Genomic DNA, 14637 nt, shown 5'->3' on the forward strand with positions numbered 1-14637 from the left:
ACCGGCGGCCGCGGCCGCACCGGGACCCCTTCGGTGAGGTGAGGCTGTCCTGCATCTGTGCAGGTCAGGCCAGCCTTTCCTGCGATGACAGGCCTCGCGGACCGGCCTAGCGTGGAGGCATGACCACGCTCGGCGGACACCTCACGGGTCTCGTGCAGAGCCCCGGCGGACCACGTCCCGCGCACTCCGCGCGGGGCCTCAACTGGCTGCGCGCCGGCGTGCTCGGCGCGAACGACGGCATCGTCTCGATCGCGGCGACCGTCGTCGGCGTCGCGGGTGCCGCGACGTCCCCGCGGACCATCGCCCTCGCGGGCGGTGCGGCCCTCGTCGCGGGTGCCCTCTCGATGGCGGCCGGCGAGTACGTGTCCGTGAGCAGCCAGCGGGACGCCGAGCGCGTCGCCGCCGCCGAGGGCCGCCCGATCGCGGGCGCCGACGACGAGGAGGCGTTCACGAACCCGTGGCACGCCGCGCTCGCGTCGTTCGTCGCCTTCACCCTCGGTGGGCTCGTGCCCCTGCTCGTCGTGCTGGCACCCTGGCCGCTCGCGGCGCGCGTGCCGGTCACGTTCGCCGCGGTCGTCGCCGCGCTCGTCGCGCTCGGCTGGTCGTCCGCACGGTTCACGGGCGCCCGCGCCGGGCGCGCCGTCCTGCGCAACGTGGTGGGCGGGTCCGTGGCGATGGCGGTGACGTTCGGGATCGGCTCGCTCGTCGGCGTCGCGCTCTAGCCGTCGTGCTCGTTCCTCGGCGAGCAGGGCGGTGCGGCGGACGACAGCGGCACCGGGGTCACCCGGGTGTCGCCACCTGCCGCCGCTGCTCGCCGAGGCCGACGAGGATGGTCACGACGAGCACGAGCGCCACGACCGTGATCGTCGCGGCGGGGACGACCTCGTCCAGCGCGCCGAGCAGCACGACCACGGGGACCGCGAGGAGCGGCCACACGCGGGCCGACCGCGAACGCGCCTCACCGGCTACCACGACGGCGGTGCCCGCGAGGAAGAGCACGACGCCGCCGCACAGCGCCCAGCGGCCGCCCGTGGTCAGCTCGCCGACGGGGTGCACGACGTACTGCTCGATCCCGACGCCGACCGCCGCGAGGCCCAGGGTCAGGGGCAGGTGCCCGTAGACGTACCGGTCGCCGGCCCCGGTGCGGTGCGGGTCGTCCCCGTCGGCGAGGTGACGGCGGCTGACCGTCTCGCCGATGTCGAAGTAGCTCCACCACAGCGCCGCCGCGACGACGAACCCCACGAGCGCGGCGGCCACCGAGGCCGGGTCCCAGGCGGTGTCGCGCATGCCCGTGACGACCGAGGCCACGGACTCGCCGAGCACGAGGATCACGAGCAGCCCGAACCGCTCCGGCAGGTGCTCCACGTGCAGGGGCGCGTTGTCCCCGAGGCGCGTGACGACGACGGGTGCCACGGCCTCGACGAGGATCCCCACGGCCCACAGGACGAGGACCGTCGTCCCGGACGCGACGAGGGACGACGCCCAGACCAGGGCGCCGGCGGCCGTCGCGGCGAGGTACACGCCGACCGTGGCGCGCGCGTCGTGCACGTGCCGCCAGGCGCGCACGTACAGGGCCACGAGCAGCACCCGGGTCACCAGGTACCCGACCGTGAAGGCGGTCGTCTCCGCGCCCGTCGCGTCCGCGGCGGCTGCGGCCATGACCGCCACGCCGAAGGTCGTCCCGAGCTTCGCCAGCCGGTACACGACGTCGTCCGTGTCGAACCGGTTGGCGTACAGCGTGCCGGTGACCCACGACCACCAGGTGATGGTGAACAGGAACGCGAAGACCGCCGCGCCGTGCCACGTGAGGTCGTCGGCGAACGCCCCCGCGACCTCGGCGACGACCAGCACGTACGCGAGGTCGAGGAACAGCTCGAGCCGCGAGGCGGAGCGGTCGTCCTCGGTGCGCAGGCGCGGCGGACGGATGAGCGGTCGTGTCCCGTCGTCGGCGGCCACGGTGCCCCCCTTGCCCGTCGGCCCGGGCGCCACCGACGGCGGGCACCCCGGGACGTCAGCGTCGCAGACCGTGCCCGGACGCGCTCGCTCGCGGGTCCTACCCTTCTCGCCATGGCACGCAGCGGCACGCGGTCCACGTCGGGCACACCCGCGCTCCTGGCCCTCGCGGCGGCGGGGGTCCCGCACACCGCGCACACGTACACGCACGACCCGGCGTCCGACCTGGGCTACGGGCTCGAGGCGGCGCAGGCGCTGGGGGTCGACCCGGAGCAGGTCTTCAAGACCCTCGTCGCGGACGTCGAGGCCACGCTCACCGTGGCGGTCGTGCCGGTGACGGGACGGCTCGACCTCAAGGCCCTGGCGCAGGCCGTCGGCGCCAAGCGGGCCGTCATGGCCCAGCCGGCGGCCGCGGAGCGCGCGACCGGCTACGTGGTCGGCGGGATCTCCCCCCTCGGTCAGCGCACGCGGCTGCGCACGGTCGTCGACGAGACCGTGTGGCTGTTCGACACCGTGCTGGTCTCGGGCGGCCGCCGCGGCCTCGACGTCGAGCTCGCGCCGGACGACCTCGTGCGGCTCACGGAGGCCGTCGTCGCCGCGGTCGCGGCGGACTGAGCGTCAGCGCCCGTAGGCGGCGAAGGGCCGGTCCGTCGGGACGATCTCCTTGCCCAGCGGGACCAGCGAGACCGGGATGAGCTTGAGGTTCGCGATGCCCATGGGGATGCCGATGATCGACACGAACAGCGGGATCGCGGTGGCCACGTGCCCGATCGCGAGCCAGATGCCGGCGACGACCACCCAGACGACGTTGCCGATCGTCGACCAGGCGCCGGCCGTCGGCTTGTCGACCACCGTGCGGCCGAACGGCCACAGCACGTAGCTGGCGATGCGGAACGAGGCGATGCCGAACGGGATCGTCACGACCAGCACGCAGCAGACGATCCCCGCCGCGACGTAGCCGAGGGCCAGCCACGCGCCGGCGAAGACGAGCCAGATCACGTTGAGCAGGGTGTTCACCCCACCACGGTCGCACGCCGACCTGCCGCGGCGACATCCGGGACGCCCCGGAGCCGACCCTCAGTTCAGCGCGGGGTCGTCCGGCGCGGTCCAGAGCAGCGCCGTCTCGTCGCGCTGCCGACGCAGCACGCGGCGCCACAGCGCCGTCGGCTCCGCCGCGAACGGGTCGCCGGGCAGCGCGTCGACGACGATCCACCCCTTCGCGTCGATCTCCTCGTCGAGCTGGCCGCCCGACCACCCCGCGTACCCGACGAAGACGCGCAGCCCCCGCACGCCCTGCGCCACCACCTCGGGCGGTGCGTCGAGGTCCACGAGTCCCAGCCCGGGCACGAGCGGACGCACACCGGGCGGCGCCGCGGTCCCGTCGGGCACGCCGGCGAGCCCGAGCGCGGCGTCCCGCCCGACGGGGCCGCCCGCGAAGAGCACGCCCGGCGCGCTCACGTGCGGGCGCCAGCCCGGCAGGACGGCGGCGACGTCCACCTCCAGCGGGCGGTCGAGGACGACGCCCAGCGCCCCGCCGGACGTGTGCTCGAGCACGAGCACGACGCTGCGACGGAAGCTGGGGTCGCGCAGGCCGGGTGTGGCCACGAGCAGTCGTCCCGTCGAGCCGTCCATGCGGCCCATCATGACCCGGCGGTACGGTCGGGACCCGTGGAGCGGCCGGACGACCCCGAGGACCGCGCGCGGCACGTCGCCGAGCGCCTGGCGGAGCTGCGCGCGCGGGTCGCGCGGGCGGCCGCCGCGGCGGGGCGCCCCGCCTCGGCCGTGCGGGTGCTGCTCGCGAGCAAGACGACGGACGCGGCGACCGTGCGGGCCGCGCTGGCGGCCGACGCGGCGGCGCGCGCGGCCGGCTCCGGCACGGCGCCCGTGCTGCTGGGCGAGAACCGGGTGCAGGAGCTCGTCGCGAAGGCGCCGCTGCTGACCGACCTGTTCCCCACCTGGCACGTGATCGGGCCGCTGCAGTCGAACAAGGTCAACGCCGCCCTGCGGTGGGCGCACGCCGTCGAGTCGGTCGCGGACGACGCGCTGGCGCAGCGCCTGAGCGACCGGGTGCGCGAGCGCGCGGTGCCGCTCGACCTGTGGGTGCAGGTGAACGTGTCCGCGGAGGCGAGCAAGCACGGCGCCCGTCCCGTGGACGCCCGCGCCCTCGCCGTGCGCGTCGCCGCGCTGCCGGGCCTGCGGCTCGCGGGCTTCATGACCGTCGGGGCGAACAGCCCCGACCCCGCCGTCGTCCGTGCCGGCTACGCGCTCCTGCGCGCGGTCCGCGACGACGTGGTCGCGTCCGGCGCACCGGGCACCGGCGACGCCCAGGGCCTGTCCATGGGCATGAGCCGGGACCTGGAGGAGGCCGTCGCCGAGGGCGCCACGGTGGTCCGCGTCGGGACGGCCGTCTTCGGCGACCGGCCCCCGGCCACCGCGACGGGCAGCGCCCCCGCCCGGTAGGCGCGCGCGGCCGCGCGCCTGCGCACGTCGACGTCGCTCAGCAGCGCACGCCGCGCGAGCACGTCGAGGCGACGTCGCGTCCGCTCGTCCTCGGCCACGCGTCCCTCCCGCACCCCTCGTCCGCCCCGTGGTCCGTGCCGCCGGTGCGGACGGCGTCCCCCTGCGTCGTCGTCCGCACCGGCGGCACCGGCACGTCCAAGGAGCGCGCGGCACCCGCCCTGATACGCCCGGTGGTCCGCCGCTGGGAGGATGAGGCCATGGACGCCCCCGCGCCCCGCCCCCGCCGTCGCTTCCCCGCCCGCGTCTACGCGACCGGCAGCGAGCCGGACGCCCGCTTCTCCCTCGCGAACGAGCGCACCTTCCTCGCGTGGGCGCGCACGGCGCTCGCGCTGCTCGCCGCCGGGGTCGCGCTCGAGGCCCTCGACCTGCCCGTCGAGCCGCGGCTGCGCCTGGCCGCGGCCGTGCTCCTCGTCGCGCTCGGCGCGCTCGCCCCCGTCGTCGCGTGGATCGGGTGGGCACGCGCCGAGCGGGCCATGCGGCGCTCCGAGCCGCTCCCGGCGCCGTCCGCCTTCGCGCTGCTCGTCGTCGGCGTCGCCCTCGCCGGCGTGCTCGTGCTCGTCGGTCTCGTCCTCGCATGAGCACCGGCGCCCCCGCGGCCGACTCCCTCGCCGGGGAGCGCACCGCCCTCGCGTGGCGACGGACTGCCATGGGTCTGCTCGGCGGGTCGCTCGCGGGCGGCCGCCTGCTCGGCGAGACGTGGCACCCGGCGGGCTGGTCGGTCGCGGTCGGCGGCACGGTGCTGGCCGTGCTCGTGCTGGTGGCCTCGCACGAGCGCCGCAGCGCCGCCCGTCACGACGAGGACGGCACCGTCCGGGCGCCCGGCGGCCGACTGGTCACGGCGTGCGCCGCCGGGCTCGTCGTCATCGGCGTCGCCGCGGTGGCGGTCGTCCTCACCTGGTCCGGCTGACCGGCACGCGTCAGGGCACGCGTGCCGTCCAGGCCGGGTCGGTGAACTTCGTCGCGACGAGCTCGCGGGCGCGCTCGAGCTCCTCCGGCCGCACGGCGCCGTCCACGAGGCGGTACCGGGAGCGGAAGTGCTCGACGAACGCGTCGATGACCTGCTCCCGCGGCATCCGGGTCTGGGAGCGCACCGGGTCGACCCGCTTGTTCGCCGAGCGGGTGCCCTTGTCGGACAGCTTCTCGCGGCCGATCCGCAGCACCTGGAGCATCTTGTCCGCGTCGATGTCGTAGGACATCGTCACGTGGTGCAGCACGGCGCCGCCGCCGCTCGCCAGGCGCTTCTGCGCGGACCCGGCGAGCTTGCCCGCCGGCGACGAGATGTCGTTCAGCCCCGTGGTCGTCGCGTGCACGCCCACGTCCGCGAGCGCGCCCAGCACCCACTGGTTGAGGAACGTGTACGAGTCCTCGAAGGACATGCCGTCGACCAGCGACGGCGGCACCACGAGCGAGAACGTGATGCAGTTGCCGGCCTCCATGAACATGGCCCCGCCGCCGCTGACGCGCCGCACGACCGTGACGCCGTACCGGGCGGCGGCCTCCTGGTCGACCTCGTTGGCCAGCGACTGGAACGAGCCGATGATGACGGCCGGCTCCTCCCACTCCCAGAAGCGCAGCGTCGGGCCGCGGCGGCCGGCGGCGAGCTCCTCCGTGAGGACCTGGTCGAGCGCGGTGTGCATGGCGGGCGGCATCACGCCGGGGTCGAGCAGCGTGAACTCGTGGTCGGCCCAGGCGGTCGACAGCCCGAGGGCACGGCGCACCGCCACGGCGACCGCGCGCGTGTCGAAGCCGACCATGGCGACCGGACCGGCGATCCGGCCCTGGTCCTCGGCGAGGACGAGGGCCTCGTCGAGCACCTGCGTCAGGGAGCCGACCGACGCGTCCCCGGCGACGCCCTCGAGCGCCCCGCCCAGCACCTCGAGCGCCTCGTCCGGCTCGAGGAAGAAGTCGCCGGACAGCCGCACGTCCCGCAGCCGTCCGTCGCGGACGTCGAGGTCGACCACCACGAGCTTGCCGTCGGGCACCTTGTACTCACCGTGCACGCGTCCACCCTAGGCCGCGTCGAGCGCGTGGACGGGGCCCGCGCGGTGCCGCCGGGCCGTCAGGACAGGGAGCGCACCGCCGCCAGGGCGCGCTCCTCGACCGCGCCGGCCAGCTGGTCCGTCGCGCCGAGCACCTCGCTCGCGCGCTCCCGCGCGCCGGGGTCACGGGCGGTGGCGGACCACGTGACGATGGCGTTGCCGACGAGGGTGTGCCCGACGTACCGCGCCCGCGGCTCGCTGTCGCCGTCCTGCACGCGCACCTCCTGCACGATCGCGGGGAGCACGCCCTGCCCCTCGATCGCCGGCTGGGTCACCCACCGCACCTCGCCGCCCGCGGCGTCGTGCACGGTGAAGGTCGGGCACTGGTCGGCGGTCGTCACGAGCGCGGCGAACGCCGCGCGGGCGGCGGCGGGGTCCGGCAGCACGACGACGTCCTGCGCGACCTGCACCTCCTCGTTCCCCCAGGCCAGCGCGTCGTGCGCGACCGGTGGCGCGGCGACGACCGTGACGGCCGCGGTGCACTCCGCCGGGTCGACGGCACCTCCGGTCGGCAGTCCCCACGGCGTCACGCCGGGAGCCAGGCCCTGGGTCACGCCCGCCTCCGCCGCCGGCACGGCGTCCTCCACGTCGCCGCGGGTCAGCAGCAGCGTGCCGATGGTGGCGGCGTCGAAGACGGCGTCCGCGCCGGGCGGCGCCAGGGGCGACGCGGCCGGCGTCGTCGGGGCCACGGACGTCGGGGTCGGAGTCGGCACCGGGCCGGTCGAGGTCACGGACGGGGACGGCGACGGGCTCGTGCCGTCCCCCCAGGGCCGCACCACCGCCAGCACGACGACGAGCGCCAGCACGCCGAGCACCCAGGGCCACCACGGGCGACCGCGTTGCTCGTCCCTGCCGGGCACGGGCCCTCCTTCCGGGTCGCGGGGCCCGCCGCGGGGCCACCCCCGAGGCTAGGACCTCCCGCGGACGCCCGCTCGGGTGTCGGTCACCGGGGTGCGACGCCGTGGTGGCGCAGACCCCAGATGGCCGAGTCGGTGAGCGCCTCCCACGACGCCTCGATGATGTTCGGGCCGACGCCCACCGTGCTCCACGACGTGTGGCCGTCGGTCGTCTCGATGAGCACCCGGGTCACCGCGTCGGTGCCGTGGCTCTGGTCGAGGATGCGCACCTTGAAGTCGATCAGCTCGAACGTCTCGAGCTCCGGGTACACGCGCACGAGCGCCGCGCGCAGGGCCTGGTCGAGCGCGTTGACGGGGCCGTTGCCCTCGCCGATCGCGACGATCCGCTCCCCGCCCGCGTGCAGCTTGACGGTGGCCTCCGCGGTCGCCGGGGTGCCGCGCCCGCCGTTGCGCTCCACGATCGTGCGCCAGGACTCGACCCGGAAGTACGCGGGCCGCGAGCCCTCCAGCTCCTCGACGAGCAGGAGCTCGAAGGACGCGTCGGCGGCCTCGAACGTGTAGCCGTTCGCCTCCGAGTCCTTCACCCGGGCCGTGACGCGGCTGAGCACGTCGGGGTGCGCGGCGAGCTCGATGCCGAGCTGGCGGCCCTTGAGCTCGATCGACGCCCGTCCCGCCATGTCCGACACGAGCATGCGCATGTCGTTGCCCACCAGGGCCGGGTCGGTGTGCTGGTAGAGATCCGGGTCGACCTTGATCGCCGACGCGTGGAGCCCCGCCTTGTGCGCGAACGCGCTGGCACCGACGTAGGGCTGGCGCGCGAACGGGGAGATGTTCGTGATCTCGCTGATCGCGTGCGCGATGCGCGTGAGCTCGGTGAGGCCGCCCGCCCCGCCCTCGCCCCGCTCCAGCACGGCACGTCCGCGCTTGAGCTCGAGGTTCGCGACGACCGCGAGCAGGTCCGCGTTGCCGGTGCGCTCGCCGTACCCGTTCACGGTGCCCTGCACGTGCGTGCAGCCCGCGTCCACCGCGGCGATCGTGTTGGCGACCGCGCAGCCGGAGTCGTTGTGCGCGTGCATCCCGAGCACCGCGTCCGTGCCGACGGCGGCGCGCACGTCCAGCACGACCTCCCGCACGAGGTCCGGCAGCATCCCGCCGTTGGTGTCGCAGAGCGCCACGACCTCCGCGCCCGCCTCGAACGCCGCCAGGACGGCCGCGCGGCTGTAGGCGGCGTCGAACGCGAACCCGTCGAAGAAGTGCTCGGCGTCGACGAACACGCGCCGGCCCTCGCGGCGCAGGAACGCGACCGTGTCGGCGATCATCGCGAGGTTCTCCTCGCCGGTCGTGCGCAGCGCGCGCTCGGCGTGCCGCAGGTCGCTCTTCGCCACGAGCGTGACCACGGGCGCCTCGGAGTCGAGCAGCGCGCGGACCTGCGGGTCGTCGGCGGCCCGTGTGCCGGCCTTGCGGGTGGCGCCGAAGGCAGCGAGCTCGGCGTTGCGCAGGTCGAGCTCCTTCGCCGCGCGCTTGAAGAACTCGGTGTCCTTCGGCACGGCGCCGGGCCACCCGCCCTCGATGAAGCCCACACCGAGCTCGTCCAGCAGGGGCGCGATCGCGAGCTTGTCGGCGACCGAGAGGTTGATGCCCTCCTGCTGGGCGCCGTCGCGCAGGGTCGTGTCGTAGACGTGGAACGAGCGGTCGGTCACGAGAAGCTCCTCGGGCGTGCGGACGGACCAACAAAAAGACCCCCCGGGATGCGGGAGGTCTGCGCGTCGGCCGGGGGCCGACGCGCTACACGATGGCGATCGTGAAGCGGGTCACAGGGGCGATGGTGGCACACGGCCCGGCGCGACGGGGCACGGTCCACCATCCGGACCCGCTGTCCGCGCCCGGGCGCGCCCCGGCGCCTGTGCAGACCGTGCCGAACCGGACACCGGGGGCTAGCGTGTGCTCCGCCGCGGCCGGGCACGGGCGCGCGCGAGACAGGAGACGGCCATGTCGCACCCCACCCCCACCGACGACGCGGCCCCCGGCGCCCACGTACCGCCGGCGGTGCCGCCGGCCGTCCCCCGGGACGGCGTGACCGGCACGCGCGCCGTCCCGCGGCTCACCGTCGAGACCTCGCGGTTCTGGGCCGGCGCCGCGGCGACGGCCCTCGTCGCGGGCCTCGTCGGTGCCGTCGGGGTCCTGCTGCTCGAGCGGGTCCTGGGTGTGGACCTGCGGCCGGACGGCGGTGGCTCGGCGATGGCCCCCACCGTGCTCGGGTCCGCGCTCGCCGCGCTCGCCGCGGCCGCCCTGCTGCACGCGCTCGTCGTCAGCACCCCGCGGCCACGCGCGTTCTTCGGGTGGATCCTCGCGCTCGCGACGCTCGTCGCGACGCTCCTGCCGCTCACCGGTCCCGACGACCGCGGGTCCGGGATCGCGACGGGCGTCCTGCACCTGCTCGTCGGCATCGCGACCTGGTCGCTGCTCACCGGCGTCCTCGGCTGGACCGTGCGCCGCGTCGTCGGCTGACCACGGCCTCGGTCGACGGCGGCGGCCCGGTGCTCCGGGCCGCCGCCGTCGGTGTCAGACGAGGCGCGTCATCCACCCGTGCCGGTCGGCGGCCCGCCCGTACTGGATGTCGGTCAGCTCGGCGCGGATCCGCGTGGTGACCGGCCCCGCGGTGCCGTCGCCCACGACGAGGTCGAAGTCGTCGCTGGCGAGGCGGCCGATCGGGGTCATCACGGCGGCCGTCCCGCAGGCGAAGACCTCGCGGACGCTGCCGTCGGCCAGCCCGGCGCGCAGCTCGTCGAGCAGGATCGGCCGCTCGGAGACCTCGTGACCCGCGTCCGCGAGCAGGCGCAGGATGGACGAGCGCGTGACGCCCTCGAGGATCGTGCCCGAGAGCGGCGGCGTCGCCACCGACCCGTCGGCGTGCACGACCACGACGTTCATGCCGCCGAGCTCCTCGAGCTGGGTGCCCGTGCGGTCGTCGAGGAAGCAGACCTGCTCGAAGCCCTTCGCGTACGCCTCCTGCTGCGGCAGCAGGCTCGCGGCGTAGTTGCCGCCCGCCTTCGCCGCGCCGGTGCCGCCGGCGCCCGCGCGGTGGTACTCGCGCGAGACCCAGATCGACACGGGCTTGACGCCCTCGGCGAAGTAGGGGCCCACCGGGGAGGCGATGACGAGGAACTCCGCCTCGTGCGACGCGCGGACGCCGAGGAAGGCCTCGGAGGCGTACATGAACGGCCGCAGGTACAGGCTCGTCTCCTCGCCCGTCGGCACCCACGCGCGGTCCACCTCGACGAGGGCGCGGATCGCGCCGATGAAGTCGGCCTCGGGCAGCTCCGGCAGCGCGAGACGGCGCGCGGACCGCTGGAAGCGCGCGGCGTTCGCCTCGGGGCGGAAGGTCCAGACCGTGCCGTCGGGGTGCCGGTACGCCTTGAGGCCCTCGAAGATCTCCTGCGCGTAGTGCAGGACCGCCGTCGCGGGGTCCAGCTGCAGGGGCCCGTACGGCTCGACGCGGTGGTCGCGCCAGCCGGTGGCCTGCGACCAGCTGATGCGCGCCATGTGGTCGGTGAAGACGGTGCCGAACTTCGGCGTCGCCAGGGCGGCCGCGCGCTCGGCGTCCGGCACGGGGTGCTCGGACGCGTGGATCTGGAACTCGGGCGCGGTCGTGGGGGTCGCGAGGGTGCTCATCGGAAGGCCTTTCACCAGGGTCGACGTCGACGGTACCGGTGCGGACGGCCGGGTGGACAGGTCGCGCGACGCGTGCGGCAGCACGGGCGCGGGACCTGCGGGAGAGGACTCGTGGGGCCGGCGCGTGCGCCGTGGCGGAGCGCCCGGGAGGGGCGGGTCAGCCGGCGACGCGGGCGGCGAGGTCCTTGCCCACCTCGGCCGTCGACCGTACTCGCTCGGCGGAGCCGCGCTCCGCGAGGTCGGCCGCGACGGCCTCCTCGACGCGGCGGGCGGCCGCGGACTCGCCGACGTGGTCGAGCAGGAGCGCGACGGACAGCACGGTCGCCGTCGGGTCCGCCTTGCCCTGGCCCGCGATGTCCGGCGCGGAGCCGTGGACGGGCTCGAACATGCTCGGCGCCGTGCGGTCGGGGTTGATGTTCGCCGACGCGGCCAGGCCGATGCCGCCGGTGATCGCCGCGGCGAGGTCCGTGAGGATGTCGCCGAACAGGTTGTCCGTGACGATCACGTCGAAGCGCGACGGGTTGGTCACGAGGAAGATCGTCGCCGCGTCGACGTGCAGGTAGTCCACCGTCACGTCGGGGAACTCGGCGTTGACGGCCTCCACCGTGCGGCGCCACAGGTGCCCGGCGTGCACGAGCACGTTGTGCTTGTGCACGAGCGTGAGCTTCTTGCGCGGACGCGCGGCGGCGCGTGCGAACGCGTCCCGCACCACACGCTCGACGCCGAAGGCGGTGTTCACGCTGACCTCGTTGGCCACCTCGGCCGGGGTGCCGACGCGGATCGCGCCGCCGTTGCCCACGTACGGGCCCTCGGTGCCCTCGCGCACCACCACGAAGTCGACCTCGCCGGGGTTCGCCAGCGGGCTCGTCACGCCCGGGTACAGACGCCCCGGGCGCAGGTTCACGTAGTGGTCGAGCGCGAACCGGAGCTTGAGCAGCAGACCGCGCTCCAGCACGCCGGACGGGACGCTCGGGTCCCCGATCGCGCCGAGCAGGATGGCGTCGTGCCCGCGGATCGCCTCGAGGTCGGCGTCCGTGAGGGTCTCCCCCGTCGCGTGCCAGCGGCGCGCGCCCAGGTCGAAGTCCGTCGTCGTCAGGCGGGGCCCGGCGGAGCCGAGCGCGGCCTCGAGCACGAGCAGACCCTGCTCGACGACCTCGGTGCCGATGCCGTCCCCGGCGACGACGGCGAGGTCCAGGGTGCGCGTGCTGTCCGACATGGTCGCCACCCTACGACCGTCCTGCCTGTCGGACCGCCACTTTCCACGTCGTGGACAGCGGCGGCCCGACCTGCGGGGTCAGTCGACCGCGGGGGCGGGCCCGTCGGTCGGGTAGACGAGCTCGAACCGCTCCAGAACGACGTCGCCCACGACCTCGCCGGTCATGCCGGCGTTGAGGGACCGCCACCGCTCGACGGCGGCGTCGTCCGCCCTCGTGCCGAGCTCGGCTCCGGCGTGCGCGGCCGGCACGTCGTGCGCGTCGACCACCTCGACCGCCGTCACCCGCACGAGCGCCCGAGGCTGCCGCGACCCGTCGAGGACGATGCCGACGTCGCCCACCTCCGGCAGGTCGTCCCCGAACGCGGCCCGCGGCCCCGACGTCGCCGTCTTGCGACCCGCCAGGACCGCCTCCGCCTCGGCGTCCGCCTCGGCCTGCGTCACGCCGAACGACCACGCGGGCGGCGTCACCACGTCGTCCGACTTGTCGCCGACGACGACGGCGAGCCGCCCGAGCCCCAGGTGGCTCTGCGCCGCCTGCCAGAACGCCAGCAGCCCGTCCTCGTCCCGCACCACGCCGCCGTCGCCGCCGCCGCTCGGCCCGTCCACCACGCTCGATCCGCTCATGGACCCTCCTGTCGCTCGCCGGACATCCTCCCGAAGGTGGCCGGACCGTGCGACCGGGAGGGGCGGGCCGGCGCCCCGAGGCCGGGAACGACGGAGGGCGCCGCCCGGTGGGGACCGGACGACGCCCTCGTGGTGGGACGTGGGTCAGCGCGCCGCGCTGCCCTCGCGGTAGTCGGAGTCCGAGGGCTTCACCCACGCGAACAGCTGGCGCAGCTCGCGGCCGACCGGCTCGATCGGGTGGTTCTGGCCCTTCTCGCGCAGCGCCTGGAACTCGGGCGCGCCCGCGTCCTGGTCGGCGATGAAGCGCTCGGCGAAGGCGCCGTTCTGGATGTCCGCGAGGACGGCCTTCATGTTCTCCTTCACGTCGGGCGTGATGACCCGCGGGCCGGAGACGTAGTCGCCGTACTCCGCCGTGTCGGAGACCGACCAGCGCTGCTTGGTGATGCCGCCCTCGAAGATGAGGTCGACGATGAGCTTGAGCTCGTGCAGCACCTCGAAGTACGCGACCTCGGGCTGGTAGCCCGCCTCGGTCAGCGTCTCGAAGCCGTACTGGATGAGCTGCGACACGCCACCGCAGAGGACGGCCTGCTCGCCGAACAGGTCGGTCTCGGTCTCCTCGGTGAAGGTCGTCTTGATGCCCGCGGCGCGCAGTCCGCCGATCGCCTTCGCGTACGAGAGCGCGAGCTCCCACGCCGAGCCCGACGCGTCCTGCTCGACGGCGACGATGACCGGCACGCCGCGCCCGTCCGCGTACTCGCGGCGCACGAGGTGGCCCGGGCCCTTGGGGGCGACCATGAGCACGTCGTGGTCCGCGGCCGGCTTGATGTAGCCGAAGCGGATGTTGAAGCCGTGGCCGAAGACGAGCGCCGCGCCCTCCTTGAGGTTCGGCTCGATCTCGTCGCGGTAGACGATGCGCTGCACCTGGTCCGGCGCGAGGATCACGACGACGTCGGCACCGGCGACGGCCTCGGCCACCGTGGCGACCTTGAGGCCCTCGTTCTCGGCCTTCTCGCGCGACGCCGAGCCCTCACGCAGGCCGACGGTCACGTCGACGCCGGAGTCGCGCAGGTTGAGCGAGTGCGCGTGCCCCTGGCTGCCGTAGCCGATGACGGCGACCTTCTTCTGCTGGATGACCGACAGGTCGGCGTCGTCGTCGTAGAACAGCTCAGCCACGGTGGATCTCCTCGGTGTGTCGTGCGTAGGGGGACGAAGCGGGGAAGGGTCAGGCGGACCGGCTCACGCGCTCGAGCGCGCGGTCGGTGATGGACCGCGGTCCGCGGCCGATGGCGACCGTGCCGGACTGCACGATCTCACGGATGCCGAACGGCTCCAGGGCCGCCAGCAGGGCGTCGAGCTTGCCGGGGCTGCCGGTCGCCTCGACGACGACGGTGTCCGGCACCACGTCGACGACGTGGGCGCGGAACAGCTGCACGACCTCCAGCACGCTGGTCCGCTGGGACACGTCCGCACGGACCTTGACGAGCAGCAGCTCGCGCTGGACGGAGGCCGCGTCCTCGAGCTCGACGATCTTGATGACGTTGATGAGCTTGTTGAGCTGCTTCGTCACCTGCTCCAGCGGGAGCGCGTCGACGTCGACGACGACGGTGATGCGGCTGATCTCCTCGTGCTCGGTCGGGCCGACCGCCAGGGAGTGGATGTTGAACGAGCGACGCGCGAACAGGCCGGCGACGCGCGTGAGCACGCCGGGCTTGTTCTCGACGAGGACGGACAGGGTGTGGCGGGTCATCGCAGCGGT

Annotated in this window: 17 protein-coding genes; 6 read left to right on the forward strand and 11 right to left on the reverse strand. The window is 75.0% G+C overall.

What is annotated here, in order from left to right:
* The first annotated feature begins 119 nt into the window (after nucleotides 1-119).
* On the forward strand, nucleotides 120-722 hold the full coding sequence (locus FB586_RS17835; protein WP_136520667.1) for a VIT1/CCC1 transporter family protein: 603 nt from the start codon (nucleotides 120-122) through the stop codon (nucleotides 720-722).
* Between the two features lie 58 nt (nucleotides 723-780).
* Here the strand turns inward: FB586_RS17835 and FB586_RS17840 are convergent, their stop codons facing one another.
* Nucleotides 781-1956 (reverse strand): low temperature requirement protein A, encoded by a 1176-nt coding sequence (locus tag FB586_RS17840; RefSeq protein WP_222928390.1) that lies wholly within the window; start codon nucleotides 1954-1956, stop codon nucleotides 781-783.
* A 111-nt stretch (nucleotides 1957-2067) separates the two neighbouring features.
* On the opposite strand from FB586_RS17840, the gene ybaK reads away from it, so the two are divergent.
* Nucleotides 2068-2568: a Cys-tRNA(Pro) deacylase gene (ybaK, locus tag FB586_RS17845; RefSeq protein WP_136520669.1), complete on the forward strand. Its 501-nt coding sequence runs from the start codon at nucleotides 2068-2070 to the stop codon at nucleotides 2566-2568.
* Between the two features lie 3 nt (nucleotides 2569-2571).
* Here ybaK and FB586_RS17850 read toward each other — a convergent pair whose 3' ends face one another.
* Both FB586_RS17850 and FB586_RS17855 read right to left on the reverse strand, forming a co-directional pair.
* Nucleotides 2572-2970, reverse strand: coding sequence for a YccF domain-containing protein (locus tag FB586_RS17850; protein WP_136520670.1), 399 nt, complete (start codon nucleotides 2968-2970; stop codon nucleotides 2572-2574).
* A 60-nt stretch (nucleotides 2971-3030) separates the two neighbouring features.
* Complete coding sequence (locus tag FB586_RS17855) at nucleotides 3031-3585, reverse strand: YqgE/AlgH family protein (protein WP_222928391.1); 555 nt, start codon at nucleotides 3583-3585, stop codon at nucleotides 3031-3033.
* A 36-nt stretch (nucleotides 3586-3621) separates the two neighbouring features.
* Here FB586_RS17855 and FB586_RS17860 point away from each other — a divergent pair, with 36 nt between their 5' ends.
* The 3 genes from FB586_RS17860 to FB586_RS17870 all read left to right on the forward strand — a co-directional run bounded on the left by FB586_RS17860 (nucleotide 3622) and on the right by FB586_RS17870 (nucleotide 5380).
* Nucleotides 3622-4413: a YggS family pyridoxal phosphate-dependent enzyme gene (locus FB586_RS17860; RefSeq protein ID WP_136520672.1), complete on the forward strand. Its 792-nt coding sequence runs from the start codon at nucleotides 3622-3624 to the stop codon at nucleotides 4411-4413.
* Between the two features lie 257 nt (nucleotides 4414-4670).
* On the forward strand, nucleotides 4671-5051 hold the full coding sequence (locus FB586_RS17865) for a DUF202 domain-containing protein (protein WP_136520673.1): 381 nt from the start codon (nucleotides 4671-4673) through the stop codon (nucleotides 5049-5051).
* A complete protein-coding gene (locus FB586_RS17870; RefSeq protein WP_136520674.1) occupies nucleotides 5048-5380 on the forward strand; it encodes a DUF202 domain-containing protein in 333 nt (110 codons plus the stop codon). The genes FB586_RS17865 and FB586_RS17870 overlap by 4 nt, the downstream gene beginning before the upstream one ends.
* A 10-nt stretch (nucleotides 5381-5390) precedes the next feature.
* On the opposite strand, the gene lplB is transcribed toward FB586_RS17870, so the two are convergent.
* The 3 genes from lplB to cimA all read right to left on the reverse strand — a co-directional run bounded on the left by lplB (nucleotide 5391) and on the right by cimA (nucleotide 9069).
* Nucleotides 5391-6473, reverse strand: coding sequence for a lipoate-protein ligase small subunit (gene lplB / locus FB586_RS17875; RefSeq protein ID WP_136520675.1), 1083 nt, complete (start codon nucleotides 6471-6473; stop codon nucleotides 5391-5393).
* A 59-nt stretch (nucleotides 6474-6532) separates the two neighbouring features.
* Nucleotides 6533-7372 (reverse strand): sensor domain-containing protein, encoded by an 840-nt coding sequence (locus tag FB586_RS17880; protein ID WP_136520677.1) that lies wholly within the window; start codon nucleotides 7370-7372, stop codon nucleotides 6533-6535.
* Nucleotides 7373-7455: 83 nt separating this feature from the next.
* A complete protein-coding gene (gene cimA, locus FB586_RS17885) occupies nucleotides 7456-9069 on the reverse strand; it encodes a citramalate synthase (protein ID WP_136520678.1) in 1614 nt (537 codons plus the stop codon).
* A gap of 289 nt (nucleotides 9070-9358) precedes the next feature.
* Here cimA and FB586_RS17890 point away from each other — a divergent pair, with 289 nt between their 5' ends.
* Entirely contained in the window at nucleotides 9359-9877 is a 519-nt protein-coding gene (locus tag FB586_RS17890; RefSeq protein ID WP_136520679.1) for a DUF6069 family protein, read from the forward strand.
* Between the two features lie 54 nt (nucleotides 9878-9931).
* On the opposite strand, the gene FB586_RS17895 is transcribed toward FB586_RS17890, so the two are convergent.
* The 5 genes from FB586_RS17895 to ilvN form a co-directional block, all read right to left on the reverse strand.
* Nucleotides 9932-11041, reverse strand: a complete 1110-nt coding sequence (locus tag FB586_RS17895) for a branched-chain amino acid aminotransferase (RefSeq protein WP_136520680.1) — start codon at nucleotides 11039-11041, stop codon at nucleotides 9932-9934.
* Between the two features lie 157 nt (nucleotides 11042-11198).
* Complete coding sequence (locus FB586_RS17900) at nucleotides 11199-12257, reverse strand: 3-isopropylmalate dehydrogenase (protein WP_136520681.1); 1059 nt, start codon at nucleotides 12255-12257, stop codon at nucleotides 11199-11201.
* Nucleotides 12258-12335: 78 nt separating this feature from the next.
* Nucleotides 12336-12881 carry an ASCH domain-containing protein gene (locus FB586_RS17905; RefSeq protein ID WP_136520682.1) on the reverse strand — a complete coding sequence of 182 codons (546 nt, stop codon included), beginning with the start codon at nucleotides 12879-12881 and terminating at the stop codon, nucleotides 12336-12338.
* Between the two features lie 144 nt (nucleotides 12882-13025).
* Nucleotides 13026-14054 carry a ketol-acid reductoisomerase gene (gene ilvC / locus FB586_RS17910; protein ID WP_136520683.1) on the reverse strand — a complete coding sequence of 343 codons (1029 nt, stop codon included), beginning with the start codon at nucleotides 14052-14054 and terminating at the stop codon, nucleotides 13026-13028.
* 49 nt (nucleotides 14055-14103) lie between these two features.
* Entirely contained in the window at nucleotides 14104-14628 is a 525-nt protein-coding gene (ilvN, locus tag FB586_RS17915; protein WP_136520684.1) for an acetolactate synthase small subunit, read from the reverse strand.
* Nucleotides 14629-14637 lie beyond the last annotated feature (9 nt).

The organism is Cellulomonas telluris (assembly GCF_004886325.1).
Classification (GTDB): domain Bacteria; phylum Actinomycetota; class Actinomycetes; order Actinomycetales; family Cellulomonadaceae; genus Cellulomonas; species Cellulomonas telluris.

Excerpts from the sequence above, each read along its gene's own strand:
- ybaK (WP_136520669.1), top strand. The coding sequence starts at position 2,068 with ATGGCACGCAGCGGCACGCGGTCCACGTCGGGCACACCCGCGCTCCTG.
- FB586_RS17865 (WP_136520673.1), top strand. The coding sequence starts at position 4,671 with ATGGACGCCCCCGCGCCCCGCCCCCGCCGTCGCTTCCCCGCCCGCGTC.
- FB586_RS17835 (WP_136520667.1), top strand. The coding sequence starts at position 120 with ATGACCACGCTCGGCGGACACCTCACGGGTCTCGTGCAGAGCCCCGGC.
- FB586_RS17895 (WP_136520680.1), bottom strand. The coding sequence starts at position 11,041 with ATGAGCACCCTCGCGACCCCCACGACCGCGCCCGAGTTCCAGATCCAC.
- FB586_RS17900 (WP_136520681.1), bottom strand. The coding sequence starts at position 12,257 with ATGTCGGACAGCACGCGCACCCTGGACCTCGCCGTCGTCGCCGGGGAC.
- ilvN (WP_136520684.1), bottom strand. The coding sequence starts at position 14,628 with ATGACCCGCCACACCCTGTCCGTCCTCGTCGAGAACAAGCCCGGCGTG.
- FB586_RS17855 (WP_222928391.1), bottom strand. The coding sequence starts at position 3,585 with ATGGACGGCTCGACGGGACGACTGCTCGTGGCCACACCCGGCCTGCGC.
- FB586_RS17890 (WP_136520679.1), top strand. The coding sequence starts at position 9,359 with ATGTCGCACCCCACCCCCACCGACGACGCGGCCCCCGGCGCCCACGTA.
- FB586_RS17870 (WP_136520674.1), top strand. The coding sequence starts at position 5,048 with ATGAGCACCGGCGCCCCCGCGGCCGACTCCCTCGCCGGGGAGCGCACC.
- FB586_RS17905 (WP_136520682.1), bottom strand. The coding sequence starts at position 12,881 with ATGAGCGGATCGAGCGTGGTGGACGGGCCGAGCGGCGGCGGCGACGGC.